This window comes from Marisediminicola sp. LYQ134 (genome assembly GCF_046599635.1).
Classification (GTDB): Bacteria; Actinomycetota; Actinomycetes; order Actinomycetales; family Microbacteriaceae; genus Marisediminicola.
This window is the reverse complement of the sequence record NZ_JBKIWP010000002.1, coordinates 236520-259879: the sequence shown is the minus strand read 5'-3', so window position 1 is coordinate 259879 and position 23360 is coordinate 236520. Positions and strand designations below refer to the sequence as shown.

General features: G+C 70.2%; 29 protein-coding genes. 19 read left to right on the top strand and 10 right to left on the bottom strand.

Features of this window, described 5'->3' with window-relative positions:
- Positions 1-378 carry a TraR/DksA family transcriptional regulator gene (locus ACLHIH_RS09705; RefSeq protein ID WP_411316594.1) on the bottom strand — a complete coding sequence of 126 codons (378 nt, stop codon included), beginning with the start codon at positions 376-378 and terminating at the stop codon, positions 1-3.
- A 37-nt stretch (positions 379-415) separates the two neighbouring features.
- Positions 416-1687, bottom strand: a complete 1272-nt coding sequence (locus ACLHIH_RS09700; RefSeq protein ID WP_411316593.1) for a glutamyl-tRNA reductase — start codon at positions 1685-1687, stop codon at positions 416-418.
- 84 nt (positions 1688-1771) lie between these two features.
- On the opposite strand from ACLHIH_RS09700, the gene hemE reads away from it, so the two are divergent.
- The 11 genes from hemE (at position 1772) to hemL (ending at position 11572) form a co-directional block, all read left to right on the top strand.
- Positions 1772-2845, top strand: a complete 1074-nt coding sequence (hemE, locus tag ACLHIH_RS09695) for a uroporphyrinogen decarboxylase (RefSeq protein WP_411316592.1) — start codon at positions 1772-1774, stop codon at positions 2843-2845.
- On the top strand, positions 2842-4311 hold the full coding sequence (locus tag ACLHIH_RS09690; RefSeq protein ID WP_411316591.1) for a protoporphyrinogen/coproporphyrinogen oxidase: 1470 nt from the start codon (positions 2842-2844) through the stop codon (positions 4309-4311). Before hemE ends, ACLHIH_RS09690 begins: the two co-directional genes overlap by 4 nt.
- A gap of 39 nt (positions 4312-4350) precedes the next feature.
- Positions 4351-4629 (top strand): hypothetical protein, encoded by a 279-nt coding sequence (locus ACLHIH_RS09685; protein WP_411316590.1) that lies wholly within the window; start codon positions 4351-4353, stop codon positions 4627-4629.
- 25 nt (positions 4630-4654) lie between these two features.
- On the top strand, positions 4655-5068 hold the full coding sequence (locus ACLHIH_RS09680; RefSeq protein WP_411316589.1) for a phage holin family protein: 414 nt from the start codon (positions 4655-4657) through the stop codon (positions 5066-5068).
- Positions 5065-5304, top strand: coding sequence for a DUF3618 domain-containing protein (locus tag ACLHIH_RS09675; protein WP_411316588.1), 240 nt, complete (start codon positions 5065-5067; stop codon positions 5302-5304). The genes ACLHIH_RS09680 and ACLHIH_RS09675 overlap by 4 nt, the downstream gene beginning before the upstream one ends.
- A 75-nt stretch (positions 5305-5379) precedes the next feature.
- Positions 5380-6078 carry a hydrogen peroxide-dependent heme synthase gene (gene hemQ, locus ACLHIH_RS09670; RefSeq protein WP_411316587.1) on the top strand — a complete coding sequence of 233 codons (699 nt, stop codon included), beginning with the start codon at positions 5380-5382 and terminating at the stop codon, positions 6076-6078.
- The gene (locus ACLHIH_RS09665; protein WP_411316586.1) at positions 6075-7373 is read left to right on the top strand and encodes a ferrochelatase; all 1299 of its coding nucleotides are present in this window, start codon (positions 6075-6077) and stop codon (positions 7371-7373) included. The genes hemQ and ACLHIH_RS09665 overlap by 4 nt, the downstream gene beginning before the upstream one ends.
- Positions 7370-8308: a hydroxymethylbilane synthase gene (gene hemC, locus ACLHIH_RS09660; protein WP_411316585.1), complete on the top strand. Its 939-nt coding sequence runs from the start codon at positions 7370-7372 to the stop codon at positions 8306-8308. Before ACLHIH_RS09665 ends, hemC begins: the two co-directional genes overlap by 4 nt.
- Positions 8305-9108, top strand: coding sequence for a uroporphyrinogen-III synthase (locus ACLHIH_RS09655; protein ID WP_411316584.1), 804 nt, complete (start codon positions 8305-8307; stop codon positions 9106-9108). The genes hemC and ACLHIH_RS09655 overlap by 4 nt, the downstream gene beginning before the upstream one ends.
- Positions 9109-9209: 101 nt before the next feature.
- Positions 9210-10145, top strand: a complete 936-nt coding sequence (gene hemB, locus ACLHIH_RS09650; RefSeq protein ID WP_411317276.1) for a porphobilinogen synthase — start codon at positions 9210-9212, stop codon at positions 10143-10145.
- 56 nt (positions 10146-10201) lie between these two features.
- Positions 10202-11572, top strand: a complete 1371-nt coding sequence (hemL, locus tag ACLHIH_RS09645) for a glutamate-1-semialdehyde 2,1-aminomutase (protein ID WP_411316583.1) — start codon at positions 10202-10204, stop codon at positions 11570-11572.
- Positions 11573-11596: 24 nt separating this feature from the next.
- On the opposite strand, the gene ACLHIH_RS09640 is transcribed toward hemL, so the two are convergent.
- Entirely contained in the window at positions 11597-12586 is a 990-nt protein-coding gene (locus ACLHIH_RS09640) for an MDR family oxidoreductase (protein WP_411316582.1), read from the bottom strand.
- Positions 12587-12652: 66 nt separating this feature from the next.
- Between ACLHIH_RS09640 and ACLHIH_RS09635 the strand changes: the two genes are divergently transcribed.
- Positions 12653-13810 (top strand): SLC13 family permease, encoded by a 1158-nt coding sequence (locus ACLHIH_RS09635; RefSeq protein WP_411317275.1) that lies wholly within the window; start codon positions 12653-12655, stop codon positions 13808-13810.
- On the opposite strand, the gene ACLHIH_RS09630 is transcribed toward ACLHIH_RS09635, so the two are convergent.
- Positions 13807-14832: a 6-phosphofructokinase gene (locus tag ACLHIH_RS09630; protein WP_411316580.1), complete on the bottom strand. Its 1026-nt coding sequence runs from the start codon at positions 14830-14832 to the stop codon at positions 13807-13809. The two genes, ACLHIH_RS09635 and ACLHIH_RS09630, sit on opposite strands and share 4 nt — an antisense overlap.
- A 171-nt stretch (positions 14833-15003) precedes the next feature.
- Here ACLHIH_RS09630 and ACLHIH_RS09625 point away from each other — a divergent pair, with 171 nt between their 5' ends.
- Positions 15004-15396 carry a DUF4190 domain-containing protein gene (locus ACLHIH_RS09625; protein WP_411316579.1) on the top strand — a complete coding sequence of 131 codons (393 nt, stop codon included), beginning with the start codon at positions 15004-15006 and terminating at the stop codon, positions 15394-15396.
- 76 nt (positions 15397-15472) lie between these two features.
- On the opposite strand, the gene ACLHIH_RS09620 is transcribed toward ACLHIH_RS09625, so the two are convergent.
- Both ACLHIH_RS09620 and ACLHIH_RS09615 read right to left on the bottom strand, forming a co-directional pair.
- Positions 15473-15955: a pyridoxamine 5'-phosphate oxidase family protein gene (locus tag ACLHIH_RS09620; RefSeq protein ID WP_411316578.1), complete on the bottom strand. Its 483-nt coding sequence runs from the start codon at positions 15953-15955 to the stop codon at positions 15473-15475.
- A 33-nt stretch (positions 15956-15988) separates the two neighbouring features.
- Positions 15989-17011: an alpha/beta fold hydrolase gene (locus ACLHIH_RS09615; RefSeq protein ID WP_411316577.1), complete on the bottom strand. Its 1023-nt coding sequence runs from the start codon at positions 17009-17011 to the stop codon at positions 15989-15991.
- Between the two features lie 118 nt (positions 17012-17129).
- On the opposite strand from ACLHIH_RS09615, the gene ACLHIH_RS09610 reads away from it, so the two are divergent.
- Positions 17130-17537 (top strand): four-helix bundle copper-binding protein, encoded by a 408-nt coding sequence (locus ACLHIH_RS09610; RefSeq protein ID WP_411316576.1) that lies wholly within the window; start codon positions 17130-17132, stop codon positions 17535-17537.
- Here ACLHIH_RS09610 and ACLHIH_RS09605 read toward each other — a convergent pair.
- Positions 17502-18425 carry a rhodanese-related sulfurtransferase gene (locus ACLHIH_RS09605; RefSeq protein ID WP_411316575.1) on the bottom strand — a complete coding sequence of 308 codons (924 nt, stop codon included), beginning with the start codon at positions 18423-18425 and terminating at the stop codon, positions 17502-17504. The genes ACLHIH_RS09610 and ACLHIH_RS09605 overlap by 36 nt on opposite strands.
- A gap of 92 nt (positions 18426-18517) precedes the next feature.
- On the opposite strand from ACLHIH_RS09605, the gene ACLHIH_RS09600 reads away from it, so the two are divergent.
- The gene (locus ACLHIH_RS09600) at positions 18518-19480 is read left to right on the top strand and encodes a DNA-3-methyladenine glycosylase family protein (RefSeq protein WP_411316574.1); all 963 of its coding nucleotides are present in this window, start codon (positions 18518-18520) and stop codon (positions 19478-19480) included.
- A gap of 4 nt (positions 19481-19484) precedes the next feature.
- Here ACLHIH_RS09600 and ACLHIH_RS09595 read toward each other — a convergent pair whose 3' ends face one another.
- A complete protein-coding gene (locus tag ACLHIH_RS09595) occupies positions 19485-19754 on the bottom strand; it encodes a helix-turn-helix domain-containing protein (protein ID WP_411316573.1) in 270 nt (89 codons plus the stop codon).
- A 91-nt stretch (positions 19755-19845) separates the two neighbouring features.
- Between ACLHIH_RS09595 and map the strand changes: the two genes are divergently transcribed.
- The gene (gene map / locus ACLHIH_RS09590; RefSeq protein WP_411316572.1) at positions 19846-20628 is read left to right on the top strand and encodes a type I methionyl aminopeptidase; all 783 of its coding nucleotides are present in this window, start codon (positions 19846-19848) and stop codon (positions 20626-20628) included.
- 25 nt (positions 20629-20653) lie between these two features.
- Here the strand turns inward: map and ACLHIH_RS09585 are convergent, their stop codons facing one another.
- On the bottom strand, positions 20654-21466 hold the full coding sequence (locus tag ACLHIH_RS09585; protein WP_411316571.1) for a DNA/RNA non-specific endonuclease: 813 nt from the start codon (positions 21464-21466) through the stop codon (positions 20654-20656).
- A gap of 7 nt (positions 21467-21473) precedes the next feature.
- The gene (locus ACLHIH_RS09580) at positions 21474-21668 is read right to left on the bottom strand and encodes a hypothetical protein (protein ID WP_411316570.1); all 195 of its coding nucleotides are present in this window, start codon (positions 21666-21668) and stop codon (positions 21474-21476) included.
- 97 nt (positions 21669-21765) lie between these two features.
- Here ACLHIH_RS09580 and ACLHIH_RS09575 point away from each other — a divergent pair, with 97 nt between their 5' ends.
- The 3 genes from ACLHIH_RS09575 (at position 21766) to ACLHIH_RS09565 (ending at position 23346) form a co-directional block, all read left to right on the top strand.
- Positions 21766-22182, top strand: coding sequence for a YidH family protein (locus tag ACLHIH_RS09575; protein WP_411316569.1), 417 nt, complete (start codon positions 21766-21768; stop codon positions 22180-22182).
- Between the two features lie 21 nt (positions 22183-22203).
- On the top strand, positions 22204-22560 hold the full coding sequence (locus ACLHIH_RS09570) for a DUF202 domain-containing protein (protein WP_411316568.1): 357 nt from the start codon (positions 22204-22206) through the stop codon (positions 22558-22560).
- Between the two features lie 222 nt (positions 22561-22782).
- Positions 22783-23346, top strand: coding sequence for an NADPH-dependent FMN reductase (locus tag ACLHIH_RS09565; RefSeq protein WP_411316567.1), 564 nt, complete (start codon positions 22783-22785; stop codon positions 23344-23346).
- The last annotated feature ends 14 nt before the right edge of the window (positions 23347-23360 follow it).

Below are 23360 nucleotides of genomic sequence, written 5' to 3'. Positions count from 1 at the left end.
TCAGCCGGCGTGCACCACGCACGTGCGCGCGAACGGGCGCACCTCGAGGCGCGCGAGCGGGATGGGCTCCCCGCACACGGCGCACAACCCGTAGGTGCCCGCATCCATTCTCTCGAGTGCGTCGGCGATCGCCTCGCCCTTCTCCCGCTGCTCGCGCTGCACACCGGTCGCGTGCGACCACTCCGCCGAGAGGGTCGGACCGTCGGGGTCGTGCTCGTCGTCGGCCGTGCCGTCGCTTCGGGCGTCGCGGATGTCGGCGACCGACCGTTCGAGGCGTGCGCTCTCGGTGTCGTGCTCGGCCTTCGATCGCAGCAACCGCTCGCGCAGAGCCGCGAGCGTCGCGTCGTCGAGCCCGGCCGCGTCGTCGAGACCGGTCACGGCGAGAGGACGGTCATCGCGGGGGAACCCGAGGGGGTCAGGAGGCCGTGGCCTGGCCGCGACGGTCGGCCGCGACATCCGTGTGCTCGGCAGGCTCGAGACCGAACACGGCGTCGAGCCCGGCGACGAAGCTCTCGGCGTCTCCCGCGCGAGCGAGCTCCCGCGCGCGCACCGACGGGGTGTGCACGAGCACACTCGCGAGGTGGCGCAGCGCCGCCTCGGTCTCGGGGCTCGTGTCGCCGCGGTGCCGGGCCCGCTCGATCTCGGCGTCGAGGATGCCGAACACGTGGGCGCGCAGTGCGACGACCGCGGGGGCGATCGTCTGCTCCGCTTTCGCCGCCGTGAAGGCGAGGGCCGCTTCGCCCACGAGCGAGCGCGCGTCGTCGGTGGCCCGCAGCTCTTCGAGGGGAGCGTGCAGGCTGATCGTCTCGAGGTCGAGCACGTCGACCCCGTCGACGCGGGCGACCGCGGGGTCGACGTTGCGCGGCAGACCGAGGTCGATGATGAGTTTGGGCGACTCGCCCGTGATGAGTTCAGGGGTCACGACGGGCGTCTCGACGGTCGTGCACGTGACGATGACGTCGGCGTTCTCGATCGCGCTCACCAGATCGGTCGTGTATGCCGCGCCGCGGGAGAGCGCGAACTTCGCGGCGCGACCCGAGGGCGAGAACACGGTCACGTCGTCGGCGCCGTGGTCGCGCAACGCGGCCATCGATGCTCCGGCATACGATCCGGTGCCGATCATGAGCACCCGCACTCCAGACCAGTCGGCGATGCGGCTCGACGCGAGTTCGAGGGCGAGGCGCACGAGCGAGCGCCCGGCGGTGCCGACGGCGGTCGAGGCTTTGACGGCGCGCGAGGTCGTGGATGCGCGCTGGAAGAGTTTCTCGAGTCCGCTCGAGGTCGTTCCGGCCTCGCGTGCCTGCTCAAGTGCACGGCGCACCTGGCCCGAGATCTCGTCTTCGCCGATGACGACGGATTCGAGGCCCGACGACACCGCGAAGAGGTGCTGCACGACGTCGTCGCCGTGGAGCACCGACACCGAGTCGCGCACGGACTCGGGGGTGACTCCGCTCGCTTCGCTCATCGCGACGACGGTCGCTTCGACGGCGACCGCACTCGCGGCGGTGAGGGGCTCGTCGATCTCGAGGTAGGCCTCGAAGCGGTTGCACGTTGCGAGAACGACAGCGCCCGAGACGAACTCGGTCGACTCGACGAGAGTGCCCGCTGCCGCGTGTGCACCGAAGGAGAGCTTCTCGAGTAGGTCGAAGCTCGCATTCCGGTGGTTGGCGGTCAGACAAAGAAGCACTGACCAATACTAAACGCCCACTCTGTGAGCCGGGCACAGGTGCGGGCGAGACGGCCGCCCAGGCGCCGATGGCAGACTTGGGGCGTGACTCTGCCAGCCGATCATCCGCTTTCCGACGGCCGAACGGCCGACTCGACCCTCGTGAGGGCCTACCGCGGGCAGCGCTCCGAGACACTCCCGGTGTGGTTCATGAGGCAAGCGGGCCGCTCGCTTCCCGAGTACCGCCAGTTGCGCGTCGGCACCGCGATGCTCGACGCGTGCCTCGACCCCGAGCTCGCGAGCGAGATCACCCTGCAACCGGTGCGCCGCCACGGTGTCGACGCGGGCATCTTCTTCAGCGACATCGTGGTCCCCCTCAAACTCGCGGGCGTCGATGTGGACATCGTCGCGGGGCGCGGCCCCGTGCTCGGCGCTCCCATCCGCACGGCAGCGGATGTCGCGGCGCTCGCCGCACTCGAACCCGACGCCCTCGCCCCCATCACCGCGGGCGTCGCACGCACCGTCGCCGAGCTCGGGTCGACACCGCTCATCGGTTTCGCGGGCGCTCCCTTCACTCTCGCGGCCTACATGGTCGAGGGCGGTCCGTCGAAGGACCACTTGCGTGCTCGCGCGCTCATGCACTCCGACCCGGCCGCGTGGGACGCCCTCATGACCTGGGCCGCCGACGTCACGGGCGCGTTCCTGCGGGCGCAAGTGCTCGCCGGAACGAGCGCGGCACAGCTCTTCGACTCGTGGGCCGGGTCGCTCTCGCTCGCCGACTACTCGGCCTACGTCGCGCCGTACTCCGCCCGGGCGATCTCGCACGTCACCGACCTCGGCGTTCCGATCGTGCACTTCGGGGTCGGCACGGGGGAGCTCCTCACGGCGATGCGCGACATCGGGGCCGATGTCGTCGGCATCGACGACCGCATCCCGCTCGACGAGGGCATCCGGAGGCTCGGCGGCCGCGTGCCCGTGCAGGGCAACATCAACCCCGCGCTCCTCGGAGCACCGTGGCAGACGCTCGAGGCGCACGTGCTCGACGTCATCGAGCGGGGGCGTTCGGCGCCCGCCCACGTCGTCAACCTCGGCCACGGGGTTCCGCCCGACACCGACCCCACCGTGCTCACACGCGTGGTCGAGTTGATCCACGCGCAGAGCGCCGCCGCGAGCTCATGAGCGACGGCGGCGCTGACGGCGACGGCGCCGGTCACGCGCAGTCGGGCGCGGCCCCATCACGACGTCGCGCGCGCGTCGTCGTCATCGGCGGCGGTGTCGCGGGTCTCGTGACGGCGCGCACGCTCGTGCGCGGCGGAGTCGACGTGGTGCTCCTCGAGTCGGGCGACGAGCTCGGCGGAAAGCTGCGCCCCCTCACTGTCGCGGGGATCACGATGGATGCCGGCGCCGAGAGTTTCGCGACGCGCGGCGGCACGGTGGCGGCTCTCGCGACGGAGCTCGGCCTCGCCGACGACATCGTCACGCCCTCGGCGGCGGGGGCGTGGTTGCAACCGGCGCGAGGGCGAGCGGTGCCGCTACCGAAGGCGGGTCTGCTCGGCATCCCCTCGATTCCGCTCGCGCGCGACGTGATCGCCGTCGTCGGCGTCGCCGGCGCCATCCGCGCCCAGCTCGATGCCCTGCTGCCGGGTCAGATCGGCGCGAAGGAGCGCTCGCTCGGGGCCCTCGTGCGCAAGCGCATGGGGTCGGCCGTGCTCGACCTGCTCGTCGCGCCGGTCGCGACCGCGATCCACGCGCGGCACCCCGACGACCTCGACGTCGACCGCGTCGCCCCGACTCTCCGCGACGGCGTGCGCGAGCGGTCCTCGCTCGCCCACGCAGTGCTGGCCCAGCGCGAGGCGGCGCCCGCGGGCTCCGCAGCGCTCGGGATCGCGGGGGGCATCCACCGCATCGCCGACGCCCTCGCCGCGGAGGTGCGCGACCGAGCCGAGGTGCGCCTCCGCTCTCGCGTCGCGGCGATCCTCGATACGTCGGCCGAAACGACGGCCGACGCCGCGGGCGGCACGCCGTCTTCCGGCGCCGTGCGCGTCGAGCTCGACGACAAAACTTCGCTCAGCGCCGATTACGTCGTCGCCGCGACCCGGTTGCCCGACTCGGTCGTCCCGGGCGCCCCGGACAGCGCACCCCGCGTCGCGCCCGAGGCGACGAGCATCACTCTCGCGACTCTCGTGGTCGACGAGCCCGCCCTCGACGCAGCGCCGCGCGGAACGGGTGTGCTCGTCGCGGCCGGTGCTCCGGGTTTCACCGCGAAAGCGCTCACTCACGCGACCGCGAAGTGGCAGTGGCTCGCCGACAGCGCCTCGGGTCGCCACGTGGTTCGCTTATCGTACGACGGGGCACCGCGCGACGATGAGGAGCTGCGCGAGCTCGCGCGCACCGACGCCGAGCGCCTGCTCGGCGTGAGCATTCCGCAGACGTCGGTCGTCGGTTTCGCCCGCGTCGCCTGGGCCGGTCCCGCGGATGCTGTCGACTCGCCACCTGTCGCGTCAACCCCGCAACGCATCATCCACACCGGGGAGAGGGTCGCGGGAACCGGACTCGCCGCGGTAATCCGGCACGCGACGAGCCAGTCTGAAAGTTTGCTGAAGATTATCGCCGGAGATGCCGGGTTACGCTGGTCCGAACGCTAGAACTTCACGCCACAACGGCATAACAGCAGGGGAATCGACATGCGCGGAAAACTCATGCTCGCATCGGGCTTGGCAGTCGGATACGTACTCGGAAGCCGCGCGGGCCGCGCACGCTACGAGCAGATCAAGAAGGCCGCCGGCAACTTCTGGCGCAGTGGTCCCGTGCAGAACAAGGTGCACTCGGCGGGCGACTTCGCCAAAGACAAAGCTCCCGAGGTCGTCGACTTCGTGAGCGACAACGTGAAGAAGGTCGTCTCCAAGTCGAAGTCGCCCAAGTCGCGCTCGTCGTCGTCGACCACCGCGTCGACCTCGAACTGACTCTGCGGCGCCGAAGGAGCACGTCATGAGCAACCCGATCACCCCTAAGCCCGTCAGGGAGAAGCGGTCGCTGTTTCAGCTGATCGCCGACATACCGACCCTCGTCACCGACCTCGTCAAGGGTGAGATCGATCAGCTCAAGGCCGAGATGATCGGCAAGCTCAAGGCGCTCGGAATAGGCGGGGGGCTCCTCGCCGCCGCGGGAGTCGTGCTCCTCTATATGGTCGGAGTGCTCCTCACGGCCGCGATCCTCGGGCTCGCCGTCGTGATGCCCGCGTGGCTCGCGGCTCTCATCGTCGCGTTCGTGCTCCTCGTCATCGCGGCGATCATCGGTCTCATCGGCTACCGCAAGCTCAAGGGCGGAATCCCCCCGGTGCCGACCAACACCATCGACAGCGTCAAGCGCGACATCGACACGATCAAGGGAATGGCGAAGTGAGCGAACCGACGAACACGTCAGACATCCACAGCAAGGTCGCGCAGACGCGCGCCCAGCTCGAGAGCACCCTCGACGAGATCGAGGACAAGCTCAACGTGCCGAAGCAGATCGGCATCACGGGTCGCAAACTGCAGGCCAAGTACGAAGACGACCCGACGCCGTTCATCGCGGCAGCGGTCGGGGTCGCCACGGCGATCGGCGGTCTCGTCGTGTGGAGCCTCGTCCGCCGCAGCTAGGCGCATTCCAGCACAGCATTCACACAGCCGGATTCGGCGGTTCCCCGTTCTCGGGGAACAATGGAAGCTATGACTATGAGCGCTCCAGCGCAGCCATCCGACCCTCCCCTCGGCTACACCCTGTGGGCTGTCCTGCGCCGCGAACGCGACGTTCCGCCTCTCGTGGGAAGCGATGCGAGTGCGCTCATCGACAAGCTCGACACGCAGATCGCCGAGCTCGCCGACCGAGGCGTGACGGTGCGCGGGTTCTACGACGTCTCGTCGATGCGCGCCGACGCCGACCTCATGATCTGGATGCACGGCGAGAGCCCCGAGGGGTTGCAGAAGGCTTTGCGCGAATTGCGCCGTGCCGCTCTGCTCCGTCACCTCGCCCCCGTGTGGAACGCCATGGGTGTGCATCGCGACGCCGAGTTCTCGTCCAACCACCTGCCGGCGTTCATGCGCGGCAAGGAGGCGGAGCGCTGGCTCACGGTCTACCCGTTCGTGAGGTCGTACGAGTGGTACTTGCTGCCCGAGGAGGAGCGCCGGGCGATGCTCGGCGATCACGGCCGCAAAGGCTCCGAATACCGCCAAGTGCTCGCGAACACCGTCGCCGCGTTCGCGCTCGGAGACTACGAGTGGATCCTCGCGCTCGAGGCCCCCGAACTCGTCGACCTCGTCGACCTCATGAGGCGACTCCGCCAGACCGACGCCCGCATGCACGTGAGAGAAGAGGTGCCCTTCTACACCGGGCGCCGCATCGAGACCACCGAGATACCCGAGGTACTGTCATGACCATCGCACCCGACCACGCCCCCTCCGAGCAATTTGTCCGCGCCGCGACCCCCGCGGCCGCCGCGGGCCCCGAACACGTCACGGAGCCGACGGCGTACGACGCCATCCTCCTCGCGAGCTTCGGAGGGCCCGAGGGTCAGGATGACGTCATCCCGTTCCTCCGCAACGTCACGCGCGGTCGCGGCATCCCCGACGAGAGACTCGAGGAGGTCGCGCACCACTATCGGCACTTCGGCGGCGTCAGCCCGATCAACGACCAGAACCGCGAGCTCAAGGCCGCGCTCGAGGCCGAACTCGAGCGCCGCGGAATCGACCTCCCCGTTCTGTGGGGCAACCGCAACTGGGATCCCTATCTGAAAGACGCTCTCGTCGAGGCGAACGAGCGCGGCTACCGCAAGCTCATCGCGGTGGGCACGAGTGCCTACAGCTCCTACTCGAGCTGCCGGCAGTACCGCGAGGACTACGCCGCGGCGCTCGCCGACACGGGGCTCGAGGGTGTCATCGAGATCGACAAGGTGCGCCAGTTCTTCGACCACCCCGGTTTCGTGCAGCCGTTCATCGACGGTCTGCGTGACGGCCTCGCCCAGACCTCGGCCGCGGGCATCCCCCTCGACCAGACGCACGTGCTCTTCACGACCCACTCGATCCCGTCGACGGATGCCGCCAAGAGCGGCCCCCAGTCGCGGGGATTCGGTGAGGGTGGGGCATACGCCGCACAGCACCTCGCGGTGGCCGAGGTCGTCGTCGCCGCCCAGACACCGGATGCCGCGGCATCCGAGCCCGTAGAGGGTGCAGCGACCGCGCTCGCGAACGCGCAACTGCCCGGCGCCACCTCGGTGCCCGACGCGGCCGAGGACGTTCTCGCAGCGACCGCGGGCACGATCGCGTGGAGCCTCGTCTACCAGTCGCGGTCGGGTCCGCCGACGCAGCCCTGGCTCGAACCCGACATCAACGACGCGATCGACGACCTCGCCGTCGCGGGAATCCGCGCCGTCGTGATCGTGCCGATCGGGTTCGTGAGCGACCACATGGAGGTCAAGTGGGACCTCGACACCGAAGCCATGGAGACCTCGCAGAAGCACGGCATCCTCGCGGTGCGCGTGCCGACTCCGGGAGTGCACGCGGCCTACGTGTCGGGACTCATCGACCTCGTGATCGAGCGCCGCGATGCCACCCCGAAAGACGAGCGGCCGTCGCTCACGCCCCTCGGGCCCTGGTATGACGTGTGTCGTCCGGGGTGCTGCGAGAACGTGCGACTCGGATTCAAACCGACCGTCGCCGGGTTGCAGCCGTGACCCTCGAGGTGATCAGGGTCGGCACTCGCGCGAGCTCGCTCGCGATGGCGCAGACCCGGACGGTGGCCGACGCGCTCGCGAAGGCATCCGGACTCCCCGTCGAACTCGTTCCCGTGACGACGGAGGGCGACCGCTCGACGAAACCGCTTTCGAGCCTCGGCGGCACGGGGGTGTTCGCGATCGGACTCCGGGAGGCACTGCGCGACGGCCGGTGCGATGTCGTCGTGCACTCGCTCAAAGACCTCCCGACCGAGCCGGCCGACGGTCTCGTGATCGCGGCGACCCCGCGGCGCGAAGACCCGCGCGACGCCGTGTGCGCGCGCGACGGCCTGACGCTCGAGACCCTGCCCGAAGGTGCGAAGGTCGGCACGGGGTCACCGCGCCGGGCCGCGCAAGTGCGTCGTCGTCGCCCGGACATCGAGGTCGTCGACATCCGAGGCAACGTCGACACCCGACTGAAGATGGTGCAGAACGGCGACGTCGACGCCGTCATCCTCGCCGCGGCGGGGCTCTCGCGACTCGGAAGGCTCGACGCGGTGACCGAGTACTGCTCCCTCGACGGGTGGCCGACGGCCCCCGGGCAGGGTTCCCTCGCGATCGAGACCCGGGTCGAGAGCGACCCCGCGATCGGCCGTGCCGTCGCCTCGATCGACCACCGACCGACGCGCCTCACCGTCACGGCGGAGCGCGAGGTGCTCCGCATCCTCGAGGCCGGGTGCGCCGCTCCCATCGGAGCCCACGCGATCATCGACGACGGCCTCATCTTCCTCTCGGCGCGCGTGTATCGCCCCGACGGGTCCGACCACCTCACGAGTGCTCACGCCCTCTACGTCTCCGACCACGACGACCCTGCCGGCACGGTCGCGGCGAACGTCTCGCGCGAACTGCTCGACTCGGGCGCGGCCGATCTCGTGCCGCACGGAGCGATCTCATGACGCCCCGCAGCGATCGGGCCCTCGACGGCTGGCGTGTGCTCGTGCCGCGCGGCGGCAAGTGGGGCGACCAGGTCGCCGCGACGCTGCGCAGCCACGGCGCCGTTCCCGTCGTCGCCCCCCTCATCAACTTCGCGAGCACCGAAGACCCCTCCGCCCTCGCGACCTCGCTCGACGAACTCGAGCGCGGTCAGTTCGAGTGGCTCGTCGTCACGAGCGCGACGACCGTCGACGTGCTCATGAGCCACCGCACGAGCGTGCCGGACGACACCAAGATCGCCGCCGTCGGCGAGACGACCGCCGCCGCGCTGAGTCTCGCGGGCTACCGCGTCGACTTCATCCCCGAGGGCGACAACTCGGCGCGGGGGCTCGTGCGCGAGTGGCCGCGCACGGAGGCCCGCGGTCGCGTGCTCGTTCCGCAGTCGGAGATCGCCGAGCCGACCCTCGTGGCCGGTCTCTCGCGCCTCGGCTACGACGCCGAATTCGTCGCCGCCTACCGCACCGTCGGAGTGCCCGTGGCCGAGTCGATCGCCGCCGACGTGGCGTCGGGTCGCATCCGCGCGATCCTCGTGACCTCGGGCAGCATCGCCCGCCAGGTCGCCGCTCAACTCTCCCCGGTTCCCGACGAGACGATCATCGGATGCATCGGCCCACGGACCGCCTTCGACGCGCGCGCGGCGGGGCTCGCGGTGCACATCATCGCGGAGTCGCGGTCGGCGGACTCCCTCATCGACGGTCTCGTCGAATACGCGGTCGAACTGCGCGACACGACCGGCCCCATCCCGAAGGTCGCCCGATCATGACCGACACCACCCCGCTCGACCCGTCGTCGACAGACGCCCCGCGCCTGCTGCGTGCCGATGCGCCGACCGTGCGCCCGCGCCGATTGCGTTCGACACCCGCGATGAGGCGCCTCGTGGCCGAGACCCGCGTGCAGCCCGCCGAGCTCATCCTGCCGATGTTCGTGCGCGAGGGCGGGGGCGAACCCGTCGCGATCTCGTCGATGCCCGGTGTCGAGCAGCACACCCTCGATTCGTTCCGCCGTGCCCTCGCGGATGCCGCGGCGGCGGGAATCGGCGGCGTCATGCTCTTCGGCGTTCCCGAGCACAAAGACGCCGTGGGCTCGGGGGCGACCGACCCCGACGGCATCCTCAACAGCGCGACGCGCGTGGCCGCTGCCGAGGTCGGCGACGCCCTCGTCGTGCAGACGGACCTGTGCCTCGACGAGTTCACCGATCACGGGCACTGCGGTGTGCTCGACGCGAGTGGGCGGGTCGACAACGACGCGACGCTCGAGCGCTATCGCGAGATGGCTCTCGTGCAAGCGGCGTCCGGTTCCCAGCTTCTCGGGCTCAGCGGGATGATGGACGGTCAAGTCGCCGCGGTCCGCGCCGAACTCGACGACGCCGGGTTCATCGACACCGCCGTGCTGGCCTACTCGGGCAAGTACGCGTCGGCCTTCTACGGCCCGTTCCGGGAGGCCGTGCAGTCGTCGCTTGTCGGTGACCGCAAGAGCTACCAGCTCGACCCCGCCAACGCTCGCGAGGGCGTGCGCGAGGCGATGCTCGACATCGACGAGGGCGCCGACGTCGTCATGGTCAAGCCCGCCATGAGCTACCTCGACGTTCTCGCCGAGACGGCGGCACGCAGCGAGGTCCCGGTGTGGGCCTACCAGGTGTCGGGCGAGTACGCCGTGATCGAGGCCGCCGCGGCCAACGGGTGGATCGAGCGCCGCCGAGCGATCACCGAGTCGGTCGTGAGCATCCGTCGGGCCGGTGCCGACGCCGTACTGACCTACTGGGCCGTCGAACTCGCGCACTGGTTGCGCGAGACCGCGTGACCGCGGAGTCGACACACGCTGTGACGCCCGAATCCGTGACGAAAGAGGATGCGACCATGACCGCGACCAACGAGCACTATTTCACCCGCGCGAAGCACTCGATTCCGGGCGGGGTCAACTCGCCCGTGCGCGCGTTCGGCTCGGTCGGCGGAACCCCGCGGTTCATGGTCTCGGCGCGCGGTCCGTACATCACGGATGCCGAGGGCCGCGACTACATCGACCTCGTCAACTCGTGGGGTCCCGCGATCCTCGGTCACGCCCACCCTCGTGTCATCGAAGCGGTGCAGGCGGCGGCGTCACGCGGGCTGTCGTTCGGAGCGTCGACGCCCGCCGAGACGGAGCTCGCCGAACTCGTGCGCGAACGCGTCTCGGTGCCCGAGTCGGTCGACGGTCCGCACCGGCACGCTGCCGCAGCCCCCGTCGAGAAGATCCGCCTCGTGTCGACGGGCACCGAGGCGACGATGACCGCCATCCGTCTGGCTCGGGGGTTCACGGGCCGCGATCTCCTCGTGAAGTTCGCCGGCCACTACCACGGGCACTCCGACGCGCTCCTCGCCGAAGCAGGTTCCGGTGTCGCGACGCTCGCTCTGCCGGGATCGGCCGGGGTCACCGCGGCCACCGCCGCGCAGACCCTCGTGCTCCCCTACAACGATCTCGACGCCGTGCGCGCGGTGTTCGCCGAGCACGGGCCGAACATCGCGGGCATCATCGTCGAGGCCGCGCCCGCGAACATGGGGGTCGTTCCCCCGAGTCGCGGTTTCAATCGGGCGCTCTCGCAGATCGCCCACGAGCACGGCGCGCTGCTCATCGTCGACGAGGTGCTCACCGGGTTCCGCGTGGGCTCGGCCGGATGGTGGGGGCTCGAGGCGGCGAGCATCGTGCCAGACGGTGGCGGCTGGACCCCCGACCTCGTCGCGTTCGGCAAGGTCATCGGCGGCGGCATGCCGCTCGCGGGTCTCGGTGGTCGTGCCGACGTCATGGACTTCCTCGCGCCGCTCGGTCCGGTCTACCAGGCGGGCACCCTGAGCGGAAACCCCGTGGCGGTCGCGGCCGGTATCGCGACGCTGCGGGCGGCCGATGCCGCCGTGTATGCGCGACTCGACGCGGTCGCCGACACCCTCTCGACCGAGGTCTCGTCCGCGCTCTCGGCGGAGGGCGTCGAGCACTCCGTTCAGCGCGCCGGAAACCTCTTCTCCTTCGCGTTCGCGGCCGACGCTCCGCGCGATTACGCCGCGGTCAAAGCGCAAGAGGGCTTTCGCTACCCGCCGTTCTTCCACGCCATGCTCTCGGCGGGGGTGTCGCTTCCGCCGTCAGTGTTCGAGGCCTGGTTCGTGAGCGCGGCGCACGACGACGAGATCGTGTCTCGCATCGTCGAGGCCGTTCCCGCGGCCGCGAAGGCCGCGGCAGCGGCGACTCCCCCCGCATAGCGCCGGAGGCACACTCAAGCAGACTCAGGCGCGCACGTCGACGACCGTGCGGCCCCGCACGCGCCCCGCAAGAATCTGCTCGGCGAGCTGGGGCGCGTCGGCGAGCGGAATCGTGGTCGTCATCTCGTCGAGCGTCGTGGCGTCGAGGTCGCTCGCGAGGCGCTCCCACGCCTCGGTGCGCGCGGAGGTCGGGGCGAACACCGAGTTGATGCCCGCGAGGGTCACCCCGCGCAGGATGAACGGCATGACCGTCGTGGGCAGGTCTGCTCCGCCCGCGAGCCCGCACGCCGCGACGACCCCGCCGTGGCGCGTCTGCGCGAGCACGCTCGCGAGAGTCGTCGACCCCACCGAGTCGACCGCGCCCGCCCATCGCTGCGACTGCAGGGGTTTGCCCGAGGCCGCCAGTTCGTCGCGGTCGAGGATGTCGCTCGCACCGAGCGCGCGCAAGTACTCGCCGTGCTCGCTCCCTCGCCCTGTCGCGGCGACGACGGTGTGGCCCGAGCGCGCGAGCAGCGCTATCGCGATCGAACCGACGCCCCCCGCTGCACCGCTGACGACGACATCGCCGTCGGAGCGCGCATCCACGCCGCCGTTCTCCAGCGCGAGCACGGCGAGCATGGCCGTGAAACCCGCCGTGCCGATCGCGGCAGCACGGGAAGCGGTCAGATGGTCCGGCAGACGCACGAGCCACTCCGAGCGCACTCTGGCGCGCTCGCTCAGGCCGCCGTCATGGGTCTCGCCGATGCCCCACCCCGTGACGATCACCCGGTCGCCCGCGCTCCACTCGGGTGAGGCGGATGCCGCGACAGTGCCGACGAGGTCGATGCCGGGGATGAGCGGGTAGTCCTTGATCACGCCGGGCTTGCCCGCGAGCGCGAGGCCGTCTTTGAAGTTGACGCTCGAGAACTCGACGTCGACCGTGACGTCGCCCGGCATGAGGTCGTCGTCGGTCAGTTCGACGAGTCGCGTGACGGGAGCGGTGCCGGATGTCTCTACTCTGAGTGCGCGGAACATGGGTTCACGCTACCCGCCGGGGTGAGCGAGGCGATCCGCGCGACGCGAGGCGAGAGGGGAGGCACGGTGCGGATTGCGATCGTGGGTGCGGCCCTCCTGCTCGTCGGCGCCGTCGCCGTCGCCACGGGCGCTCTCGGCATCGACGAGCTCGGCGTGCTCGCCGGGCGCACGTGGCCGATCCTCCTGTTCGTCGTCGCCATCACGATCACGGCCGAGCTCGCGAACGAAGCCGGAGTCTTCGACGTCGTGGCGGGCAGGCTCGCCCGCTGGGGCGCGGGCCGGGGTGTGCTGCTGTGGCTGCTCGTCGTCGCCTTCGCGACCCTCAGCACGGTGTTCCTCTCGCTCGACACGACGGCGGTGCTCCTCACGCCGATCGTCGTGCTGCTCGCGCAGCGCGCGGGCCTCGACCCGATCCCGTTCGCGCTCACGACGGTGTGGCTCGCCAACACCGGATCGCTCCTCCTTCCGGTCTCGAACCTCACGAACCTGCTCGCCGAGCACGAGCTCTCCGCTCTCGGTGTCGCGAGCGGCCCCCTCGAGTTCGCCGCGCTCACGTGGGCGCCCGCCCTGTGCGCGATCGTGGTCCCCGTGCTCGTGATCGCCGTCGTGTATCGCCGACGCCTCGTGCAGCGCTACACCCTCGACGGGCCTCGGCCGGTCGCCGACCGCGTGCTCTTCGTGTGGGCGTCGGTCGTGACGGGCGCCCTCGTGCCCATGCTCGTCACTCCCGTGCCGGTGTGGGCGTCGGCATCCGTCGCCGCGGCGATCCTCACGATCGTCTTCGCGGTGCGGCGTCGGCGCGCGCTCCGCTTCGCACTCGTGCCGTGGCGACTCGTGGTCTTCGCCTCGGGGCTCTTCGTGGTCGTCGAAGCGGCGCACTCCCTCGCGATCACCGATGTGCTCGGCGTGCTCGCGGGAACAGGCGAGGCGACCGACGATCTCCTGCGTCTCGCCGGGGTGAGCGCCGTGAGCGCCAACCTCGTCAACAACCTCCCCGCGTACCTCGCGCTCGAACCGTTCGCCGGGTCTGCCGACCGGCTCGTCGCGGTGCTCGTGGGGGTGGGAGCCGGACCGCTGCTGACCCCGTGGGCGTCACTCGCGACGCTCTTGTGGCACGACCGCGTGCGCGCCCTCGGCGTGGAGGTCTCGTGGTGGCGCTACGCCGCTCTCGGTCTCGTCGTCGCGCCGCTCACCGTGGTCGCGGCGACGCTCGTGATCGCCTAGCCGAAGAGGATCGCGGCCTCGTCGTAGCGGTCCTGCGGCACGGTGTTGAGCTTGCCGAGGGCGTCTTCGAACGCCACGTGGGTGATCGAGGTTCCGCTGAGCGACACCATGCGGCCCCACCGCCCGTGGATGACGGAGTCGACCGCGGCCATGCCGTAGCGCGTCGCGAGAACCCTGTCGTATGCCGTGGGGGTTCCGCCGCGCTGGATATGGCCGAGGGTCGTCGCGCGCGTCTCGATGCCGACGCGCTCTTCGATGATGGGGGCGAGCAGCTCGCCGACACCGCCGAGGCGCGGACGCCCGAAGGCGTCGAGGCCGCGCTCGGAGTGCGGGTCGTCCATCGAGTCGAGGTGGAAGCCCTCGGCGACGACGACGAGCGGCGCGCGCCCGCGGTCTTTGACCGATTGCACCCACTCGCAGATCTGGTCGATGGAGGTCTTCTGCTCGGGGATGAGGATGAGGTGCGCGCCCGCGGCCATGCCCGAGTGCAAGGCGATCCAGCCGACGTGACGACCCATGACCTCGGCGACCATGCAGCGTCCGTGCGAATCGCCCGTCGTGCGCAAGCGGTCCATCGCGTCGGTCGCGATCGACACGGCGGTGTCGAATCCGAAGGTGTAGTCGGTGGCCGAGAGGTCGTTGTCGACCGTCTTCGGCACCCCGACGATTTTGATTCCCGCGTCGGTGAGGCGCTTCGCTGCCGCGAGGGTGCCCTCGCCGCCGATCGCGATCATCGAGTCGATGCCGAGGCGCTCCATGTTCTCTTTGATGCGCTCGGCGCCGCCGTCACCCTCGAAGGGGTTGGTGCGCGAGGTGCCGAGGATCGTGCCGCCCTGCTTCGAGATGCCCTGGATGTCTCGGCGTTCGAGGGGCATGACGTCGCCCTGGACGACTCCGCGCCATCCGTCGCGGAAGCCCACGAACTCCTTGTTGTAGATCTGGGTTCCTTTGAGGACGGCTCCGCGGATGACCGCGTTGAGTCCTGGGCAGTCGCCGCCGCTGGTGAGGATTCCGATGCTCATGACACCATCATGGTGTTTGGCGGGGGGCGCGGGCGAATTACGGCGGTCTTCCTCCTCCCCGGATAGGGGGTGCGCCCTGGCGAGGAATTTTTACCTGGGAAAGCGCTGGGCCACTAGGGTTAAATCTCACGATCGATTCGGGGCCGTCGGCCTCTATTCAAGGAGAGCCACATGACTGACCACAACGGAACCCCTGTGCCGCCCGCAGGCGACCCCGCCGCGGCGCCCGCAGCGCCCAACCAGTACTCGAATGCCCCCGCGACCGGCGAAGACCCCGGCAAGACCCTCGGCATCGTCGGTCTCGTTCTGGCGTTCGTCTTCACTCTCGCCGGCCTCATCGTGAGCATCATCGCCGCGCGCAAGTCGAAGGCCGCGGGCTTCAAGAACACCCCCGCGAAGGTCGGAATCATCCTCTCGATCGTCTTCCTCGTGCTCGGCGTGATCTTCTTCGTGCTCGCCCTCACGGCCGGGTTCTTCGCCTTCGACGCGCTCGCCGAGGCGTGCGAGGGTCTCCCCGCCGGCCAGTACGAGACGGTCGACGGCCAGGAAGTCACCTGCCCGTAGTTCTGCGCCCGCAGTTCTCTGCACCACGTCGAACGCCCCGAGCCTCAGCGGCTCGGGGCGTTTCGTCGTTGAAGGCCTAGAGCGTCACGGTGTCGTTGTCGCCGATGTCGGGCTGGCCTCCCGTGACCGCGGCCTTCGCGACCTTGAAGAGCACGACGGGTTTGGGGTCGTTCGTCGCCCAGTACTCCGCCGTGTCGGCGTGCACGCGCAGGAGCGCCACGGAGTCGTCGCGGCCCTCGGGAAACCACGCTTCGGCCTGAGTGGTCCACAGGGCGTCGATCTTCGCCTCGTCGCGCACGATCGACGCGGTGCCGGCGATGGACAAATAGCCCTTACCCGACTCGAAGGCGGCGTTGACCTGGTCGTCGGCTTCGATCTCGTCGGTCTTGTCTGAGGGGTAGTGGGTGAAGAACCACAGGTCGCCGTCGAAGCCCTCCCCCTGCACGGCGAGAGGGCGGCTCACGAGTTGACCCTCGGAGTTGCGGGTGGTGAGGATGGCCGTCTTCGCCGCGTCGACGATCTTGGCGATGGTCTCGAATTGCTCTGTCGTAGCTGTCATGGGCCGACGGTACGCGCCGACCCTGCGTGCGGGCTAGGGGGTGCCCGGGGTCGACACGACGTCGGTGACCACACCGCGCACGAGGATGCTGCACCACCCGGCGGCGACGAGGGGCAGGTCGTGACCACCGGGGTGCGTTCGCGCCGTCACGGTCGCATGGCGCGCCGCGAGGGCCGAGGCTCGACCGGGCACCGGAACCGGGTCGTCGGTGCCGTTCACAAGGTGCACGGGTACTCCGCCGGCGGCGAGCGCGTCGAGCGCCTCGATCCAGGTGCGACCGGCGACGAGCTCGTCGAACGCCGAGATGTAGGCGGGCCACGTGTGCTGCACGCCGGCGGCCGCGACCGGGATGGGAAGGGTGGGGTTGCCGACCACCGCGATGGCGGCGGCCGCTCGTCGATGGGCACACATCCAGGCACACACCCTCTCGGCCAGCGGGCCGTTCGAGAGAAGCCGCTCGAACCACCCCATGGACCCGACTCTCTCCCGTGCCTCGTCGCGTGTCTCGTAGAGCGGAGCGTCGAAAGCGACGACCGCGCGAGCGCGGGGGTCGACCGCCGCCCACTGGATGGCGAGCGAGGCCCCCATCGAGTGGCCCGCGACGATCACGGGGCGATCGTCGAACCCGAGGGCGTCGAGTGTCGCCGAGATGGCGGCGAGGTGGTGCTCCCGTGACCCGTCGAAGCTATCGCTCAGCGGGTGGTCGCGTGACGTTCCGAAACCGAGGGGGTCGAGAGCGACGACGGTCGCGACGTCGGCGAGGGTGTTCCACGCCTCACCGAAGAACCGCTCGCTCGCGGCGATCCCGGGGAGCAGGACGACCACGGTGTCACCGGATCCGAACACCCTCGAGCCGAGGGCAGTGCCGTGACCCGTGGAGTGGGCCGTGCCGTGGATGGCGACGACTCGTCCCGCTCCGCGCCGCCACAGTCGCACCCTCGGAGAGGTGGCGTGGAGCGCCGCCCACGCCGCCGCCGCCACGACCGCTGCGGCCGCGGTCGTGGCTGCCGCGGCCGTCGCCGTCGGTCGCCTCGCCCGCCGTCGCGTGTGCGTCATGACGTCAGAGTAGTTCGCGACGGCAGACGCACCAGGGGGTTATCTCGCCGGCATCCTGTGCGTATCGTCGAAGCACCGACCGTGTGCCGACACAGGCCCGACCTCTGAGGAGTTACCGATGACGCTCATCTCCCGCATGCTCGACACCTACCCGAAAGACCGCCCCGCCATCGACGGAGCCCTTCTCGCCGAGTGCATCCAGGCGTGTCTCGACTGTTCGGCAGTCTGTGCGGCGTGTGCGGATGCCTGCCTCGCCGAAGACATGGTCGCCGACCTCGTCGAGTGCATCAGCACAGACCTGCAGTGCGCCGACATCTGTGCGACGACCGCGCGGGTCCTCTCGCGCTCGACCGGGTTCGACGCGGACATCGTGCGCGCGCTCGTGGAGGCATGCCGGGTCGCGTGCGCGAAGTGCGCCGACGATTGCGAGCAACACGCCGACATGCACGAGCACTGCGCCGTCTGCGCCGAAGCGTGCCGCCGGTGCGAGTCAGCGTGTGCTGCTGTGCTCGCCGCTCTCGCCTGAGGCGCCGCGCACGATCTCGAGCGCCTCGCGGTGTTCGGGGCACGCGGCGACGCTCGCATGCTCGCCGCACGCGACCATCTGCACGCGACACGACAGGTCGCGGCAGTTGACGGTGGTCTTCGAGGGTGCCTCGCACACGAAGCAGCGGCCGACGACGGCCGCGTCATCCGTGAAGTCCATCGAGAGCCGCTCGTCGAAGACGTAGAGCGACCCCTTCCAGAGGCCCGAGTCGCCGTAGCGCTCGCCGTAGCGCACGATGCCGCCATCGAGTTGGTAGACCTCCGAGAAGCCGCGCGCGATCATGAGCGAGCTGAGCACTTCGCAGCGGATGCCGCCCGTGCAGTAGGTCACGATGGGCGAGTTCTTGAGATGGTCGTAGCGCCCGCTGTCGAGTTCGGCGACGAATTCGCGCGTGGTCGAGACATCCGGGATCACGGCGTTCTCGAAGTGACCGATCTCGGCCTCGATGCGGTTGCGGCCGTCGAAGAAGGTGACGTCTTTCTCGGCGACGAGCTCGTGCAGCTGCTCGGGGCTCACGCGTGTGCCTCCACCGACGACGCCGCTCTCGTCGACCGCGACCTCGTGCGGGGCGCCGAAGCTCACGAGCTCGTCGCGCACGCGCACGCTCAGCCGGGGGAAGTCGTCGCCGATGCCCTCGCTCCACTTGACGTCGATGTCGCGGAACGGGGCGTACTCGCGGGTCGTGCGCACGTAGCGCTTGACGTCGCGGAGTTCGCCGCCGACGGTCGCGTTGATGCCGTGCTTCGAGATGAGGATGCGGCCGCGCAACCCGAGCGACGCGCACAGATCGCGCTGCCACAGGCGCACGGCATCGGGGTCGGCGAGCGGGGCGAAGGCGTAGAACAGGATGATCTTCGGCACGGCCACCGCACCACACTACGTCGCGGGAGCCGGGCACCTCACCGAGCACACGTCGACGCACTCGGACGGATGTCGGGCTCCCGCGACACAATGGCAGCATGACCTCCTCCGGCGGCGCGGCGCACGATCCCGCAGCGGTGCCGAGGTCGGCCTCACGCACGTGGGCGACACCCCGGCCGGTCGATCTCGCGCTCACCCTGCGGCCGCTCAGTCGCGGGCGATCCGACCCGACCATGCGGTGGGTGGGGTCGGGAGTGTGGCGCACGCTGCGCACGGTCGACGGCACCGCGACCCTGCACCTCGAGGTCGATCGCGGCGCGGGGGCCGTGCGCGCGAGCGCGTGGGGGGCCGGGTGCGACGCGGCGCTCGACCTCGTTCCGGGGATGGTCGGCGAAGGCGACGACGACGACGGCTTCGACGTGAGCGCCCACCCCTTCCTCCATGATGCTCGGCGCCGCAGCCCCGGTCTGCGGCTCGTGCGCGTGGGGCTCGTGTTCGAGATGCTCGTGCCCGCGATCCTCGAGCAGAAGGTCACGACGGTGGAGGCGCGGCGCGCGTGGCGCACCCTCGTGGCCCAGCACGGGGAGGCCGCCCCGGGCCCCGCGCCGGAGGGGATGCGTGTCGCGCCGTCCCCGCGCGCGTGGTCGCTCATCCCGTCGTGGGACTGGCACCGCGCGGGGGTCGACCCGCGGCGGTCGAGAACCGTGCTCGCCGCGGCATCCGTCGCCCCCGGCCTCGAGCGCACCCTCGCGCTCGGCCGGGGAGGGGAGGAGATCGCTCGAAAGATCCGTTCGGTTCCGGGGGTCGGCGTCTGGACGGCCGCCGAGACGACCCAGCGTTCACACGGCGACCCAGACGCGGTGAGCGTCGGCGACTACCACTTGCCCGCCCTCGTGGGCTGGGCTCTTGTCGGCGAGCCCGTCGACGACGACGGCATGCTCGAGCTCCTCGAGCCGTGGCGCGGTCACCGTCAGCGTGTCATGAGACTCATCGAGTCGAGCGGTTTCGCGAAGCCGAAGTTCGGGCCGCGCATGACGATCCAAGACCACCGCGCGCACTAGCGAGTCAGGAAGCCACCCGGGTGCGGTCGGCAGGATCGCGGATGTCTGCCCACACCGCGTCGAGTGAGATGTCGAGAGCGACAGCGATCGCCGCGATGGTCGGAAAGGCGGGGGTGGCGATGCGCCCCGTCTCGATCTTGCGCAGAGTCTCGGGCGAGACCCCCGCATCGAGAGCGACGTCGAGTATCGACCGGTCACCCCTCGCCTGGCGGAGCAGCGCTCCGAGCCTGCGACCTCTCTCGAGTTCGGCGGGGGAGAGTGGGAGCCTGACCATGGGGCGATCCTAGCCCGCGGCGACGCACCCGTGGCATGATCATGACGGTATAGTTGGGCCGGTATTGTTATAGGTCGGCGGAGGGCTGCTCATGATCGAGATCTTCACCCGGGCCGAGCTGGATCGTGCCCGCGTCGCCGGCGGCGTGGTGGGCGACATCCTGCAGGCGCTGAAGAACCGCATCGGTGTCGGCACCAACCTCCTCGACATCGACAGCTGGGCGAAAGCGCTCATCGGAGAGGCGGGCGCGCAATCCTGTTACGTCGATTACGCACCGTCGTTCGGCAACGGACCCTTCGGTCACTACATCTGCACCGCGGTCAATGACGCGGTGCTCCACGGCATGCCCCACGACTACTCCCTCGCCGATGGCGACCTGCTCACTCTCGACCTCGCGGTGACGAAGAACGGGATGGCGGCCGACTCCGCGATCAGCTTCGTCGTGGGTGCCTCGGTTGCGCGCGAGAGTCTCGACCTCATCGAGGTCACCGAGCGGGCGCTGGCGGCGGGAATCGCAGCGGCGGAGCCCGGTGCGCGCATCGGCGACATCTCGGCGGCGATCGGAGATGTGCTCTCCGGCGCGGGCTACGCCATCAATCTCGAGTACGGCGGACACGGCATCGGCTCGACGATGCATCAGGACCCCCACGTCTCGAACGACGGGCGCGCGGGTCGCGGATACCGACTCCGCCCCGGCCTGATGCTCGCACTCGAACCCTGGATCATGGCAGACACCGCCGAACTCGTGACCGACGCCGACGGGTGGACCCTTCGCAGTGCGACCGGAAGCCGAACCGCCCACAGCGAGCACACGATCGCGATCACGGACCGGGGAGCGGAGATCCTCACGCTCCCGACGAACCTCTCGGCGTGAACTCGCCCCAGACACGGAGCCGCGATCAGCGGAGCAGGATGTCGTCGAACGCAGCCAGCTCGAGGGGCGCGGGCAGCTCTCCACTCGAATCCGCGATGCCGCGCCGGGCGAAACGATCGACGCTCTCGAGCGCAGAGAGCTCGAAGCCGGTGAGCTCGGCGATCTGCGCGACGGCGACCTGGAACGTGCGGAAGGCTCCCGGTTCGGCGCCGTCATCCGCCCCCCGCCGGATGACGTCGTCGATGAGGTCGCTCTGGTCGAGTAGGTAGGCCGTGCTCGCGAGTTCGCCGTCTGCAAGCCACACGGCGATCTTCCAGAACAGCTGCGGGATGCGCACACCGCGGTACTCCCGGTCGGCCTCGTCGAAGACCGGTGCGGTCATGACCGTCAGTCGGCCTTCGGATGCCGCCGCCGTGCCGAGCAGGTAGTCCTCGAGTCCGAGCCACAGGTCCTTCGACTGGTTGAACGTGTTGACCTGCGGGGCGGCGTTGGCGTAACTGAAGGTGTCGCGATTGGCCCGCTCGGCGTCCGGACCCCACACGGGGTCCCGGCGCCGCACGAGGTGGCCGCGGTCGAAGTCGTTCGACGAATAGACGTCCGGCCCGGCCTGCTCGATCGCCGCGACCCTGTCGTCGAGAAACCAGTCGTCACCGCGGCTCACATCGCGCAGGAGCGCACCGTCGATGTTGACGGCCGTGAGTCGAGCGAGCCGGCGCTCGCGATCGAGCACGACCGTGAAGTGCGTGTAGTCGAGCGTCGCGAGGTCGTCGGGGCGCACGTCCGTCTCGGGCAGCTCGACGGCGACGCCGAGAAAGTCGGGGTCGTAGCCGAGGGGCACGGGGTGACTAGTCCTGTGCGCGCTCGGCGGAGGCGGGGTCGGTCGAAGCGGGCTCGTCTGCCGAGCCGAGGGGCTCGGGGAGGTCGCCGGCGTAGTCGGCGTTCTGCAGTTGCTCTTCGGCGACCCTCTTGGCTTCGGCGGCCTCGTCGGGGTCCCACGCCGCTGCGCCACCCTGGTTCGCGAACTGGTCGAATTGACCCATCTTCTTCTCCTCGTGGTGGCCGTGCTCGTCACCGGCGAGCCTACCGAGCGCGCTCGGGGGAGGCAAAGACGGCGGGGACGCCCCTAGGCTCGAGCTGATGGATGACTCCTCCTCCCCCCACGACTCCGGTGCGCGTCCACCCGACCGCCGCCGCCCGGTGAGCGTCTACGGGGTTGGGAGCGAACCCGACGCGCGCTTCTCGCTCGCCAACGAGCGCACCGCCCTCGCGTGGGTGCGCACGGGTCTCGCCCTCGTCGCGGGAGGTGTCGCGCTCTCGACTCTCGCCGCGTTCGCCGACCTCTCGGTGTTCATCGACATCGTCGCGATGCTCGCGTGCCTCTCGGGCGGCGCTCTCGCCGTGTCTGCGCTCTTCTCCTGGCGCCGGACCGAGCGCGCGCTGCGGCTCGACCTGCCGCTGCCCCCGCCGATCGCCCTCCCGTGGCTCATCGGCGGTGTTCTGATCGTGGCCGTCGCGCTCGCGGCATACGCGCTCATCGACGCCCTCGCGCGGTGACGCCGTGCGGCGGGTGACCGGATGACGCGCGACCCCGGGCTCCAACCGGAGCGCACGGCCCTCGCGTGGCAGCGCACGGGGCTCGCCGCCGCGGCGGTCAGCGTCGTGCTCGCGCTCGCCGCTCTGCGGGCGGATGCCGCGCCCGTGGCGCTGCTCGCGCTCGCGGTCACGTGCACGATCCTCGTCGTCGCCGTGCGCCGGTTTCCGACGGGCGCCGCACGGTCGAGGCCCGACGTCGATGAGCGAGCCCGCGGCGGCGCCCCCCGCAATTCGGCGTGGACCGCGCTCGTGACGATCGTCACGCTCGTGTGCGCGCTCGCGATCGTGGGTGTCGCCCTCGCCGCGACTCTCGCCGCGAGCATCCTGCTGACTCCCTGACTCCCTGACTCCCTGACTCCCTGACTCCCTGACTCGCTGGGGAGATCGCTCCGACGCCTCGAGACACGACCGCTTCCCATGCATACGCATATATAGTCGATCGCGTTCGGCTCGATATTCTCGGCGCCGACACAGGTCCCCACCGACAGAGTGGAACAGCGGCCGATCGTCACTCGCTGACGCGCGCCGCCCACGTCGAACCATCACACAAGGAGAATCTCCATGGCCCTTCGCATCGCGATCATCGTCGGAACCACCCGCCCCGGACGCAACGGCGCCGCCGTCGCCGACTGGGTGCTCGAGAACGCCGCCACGCGCGGCACCGCGGAGTACGAACTCGTCGACCTCGAGACGTTCGCGCTCCCGATGCTCGACGAGCCCGTTCCCGCTTCGATGGGCCAGTACGCGAACGCGCACACCCAGGCGTGGGCGGCCAAGATCGCGGAGTTCGACGGCTACGTCTTCGTGACGCCCGAGTACAACCACGCGACATCCGGCGCACTCAAGAACGCCCTCGATTTCATCTACGGCGAGTGGAACAACAAGGCCGTCGGTTTCGTCGGCTACGGCAGTGTCGGCGGCGTGCGCGCGGTCGAGAACCTGCGTCTCATCGCCGCAGAACTGCAGCTCGCCTCGGTGCGCTCGCAAGTGGCCCTGACCCTCGCCGACGACTTCGTCAACTACTCGGAGTTCACCCCGCGCGACTTCCAGGCGAGCACCCTCACCCCGATGCTCGACCAGCTCGAGGCCTGGTCGGGCGCGCTCGCCCCGCTGCGCGCGAGCTGAGCCTGGTGCGTCCG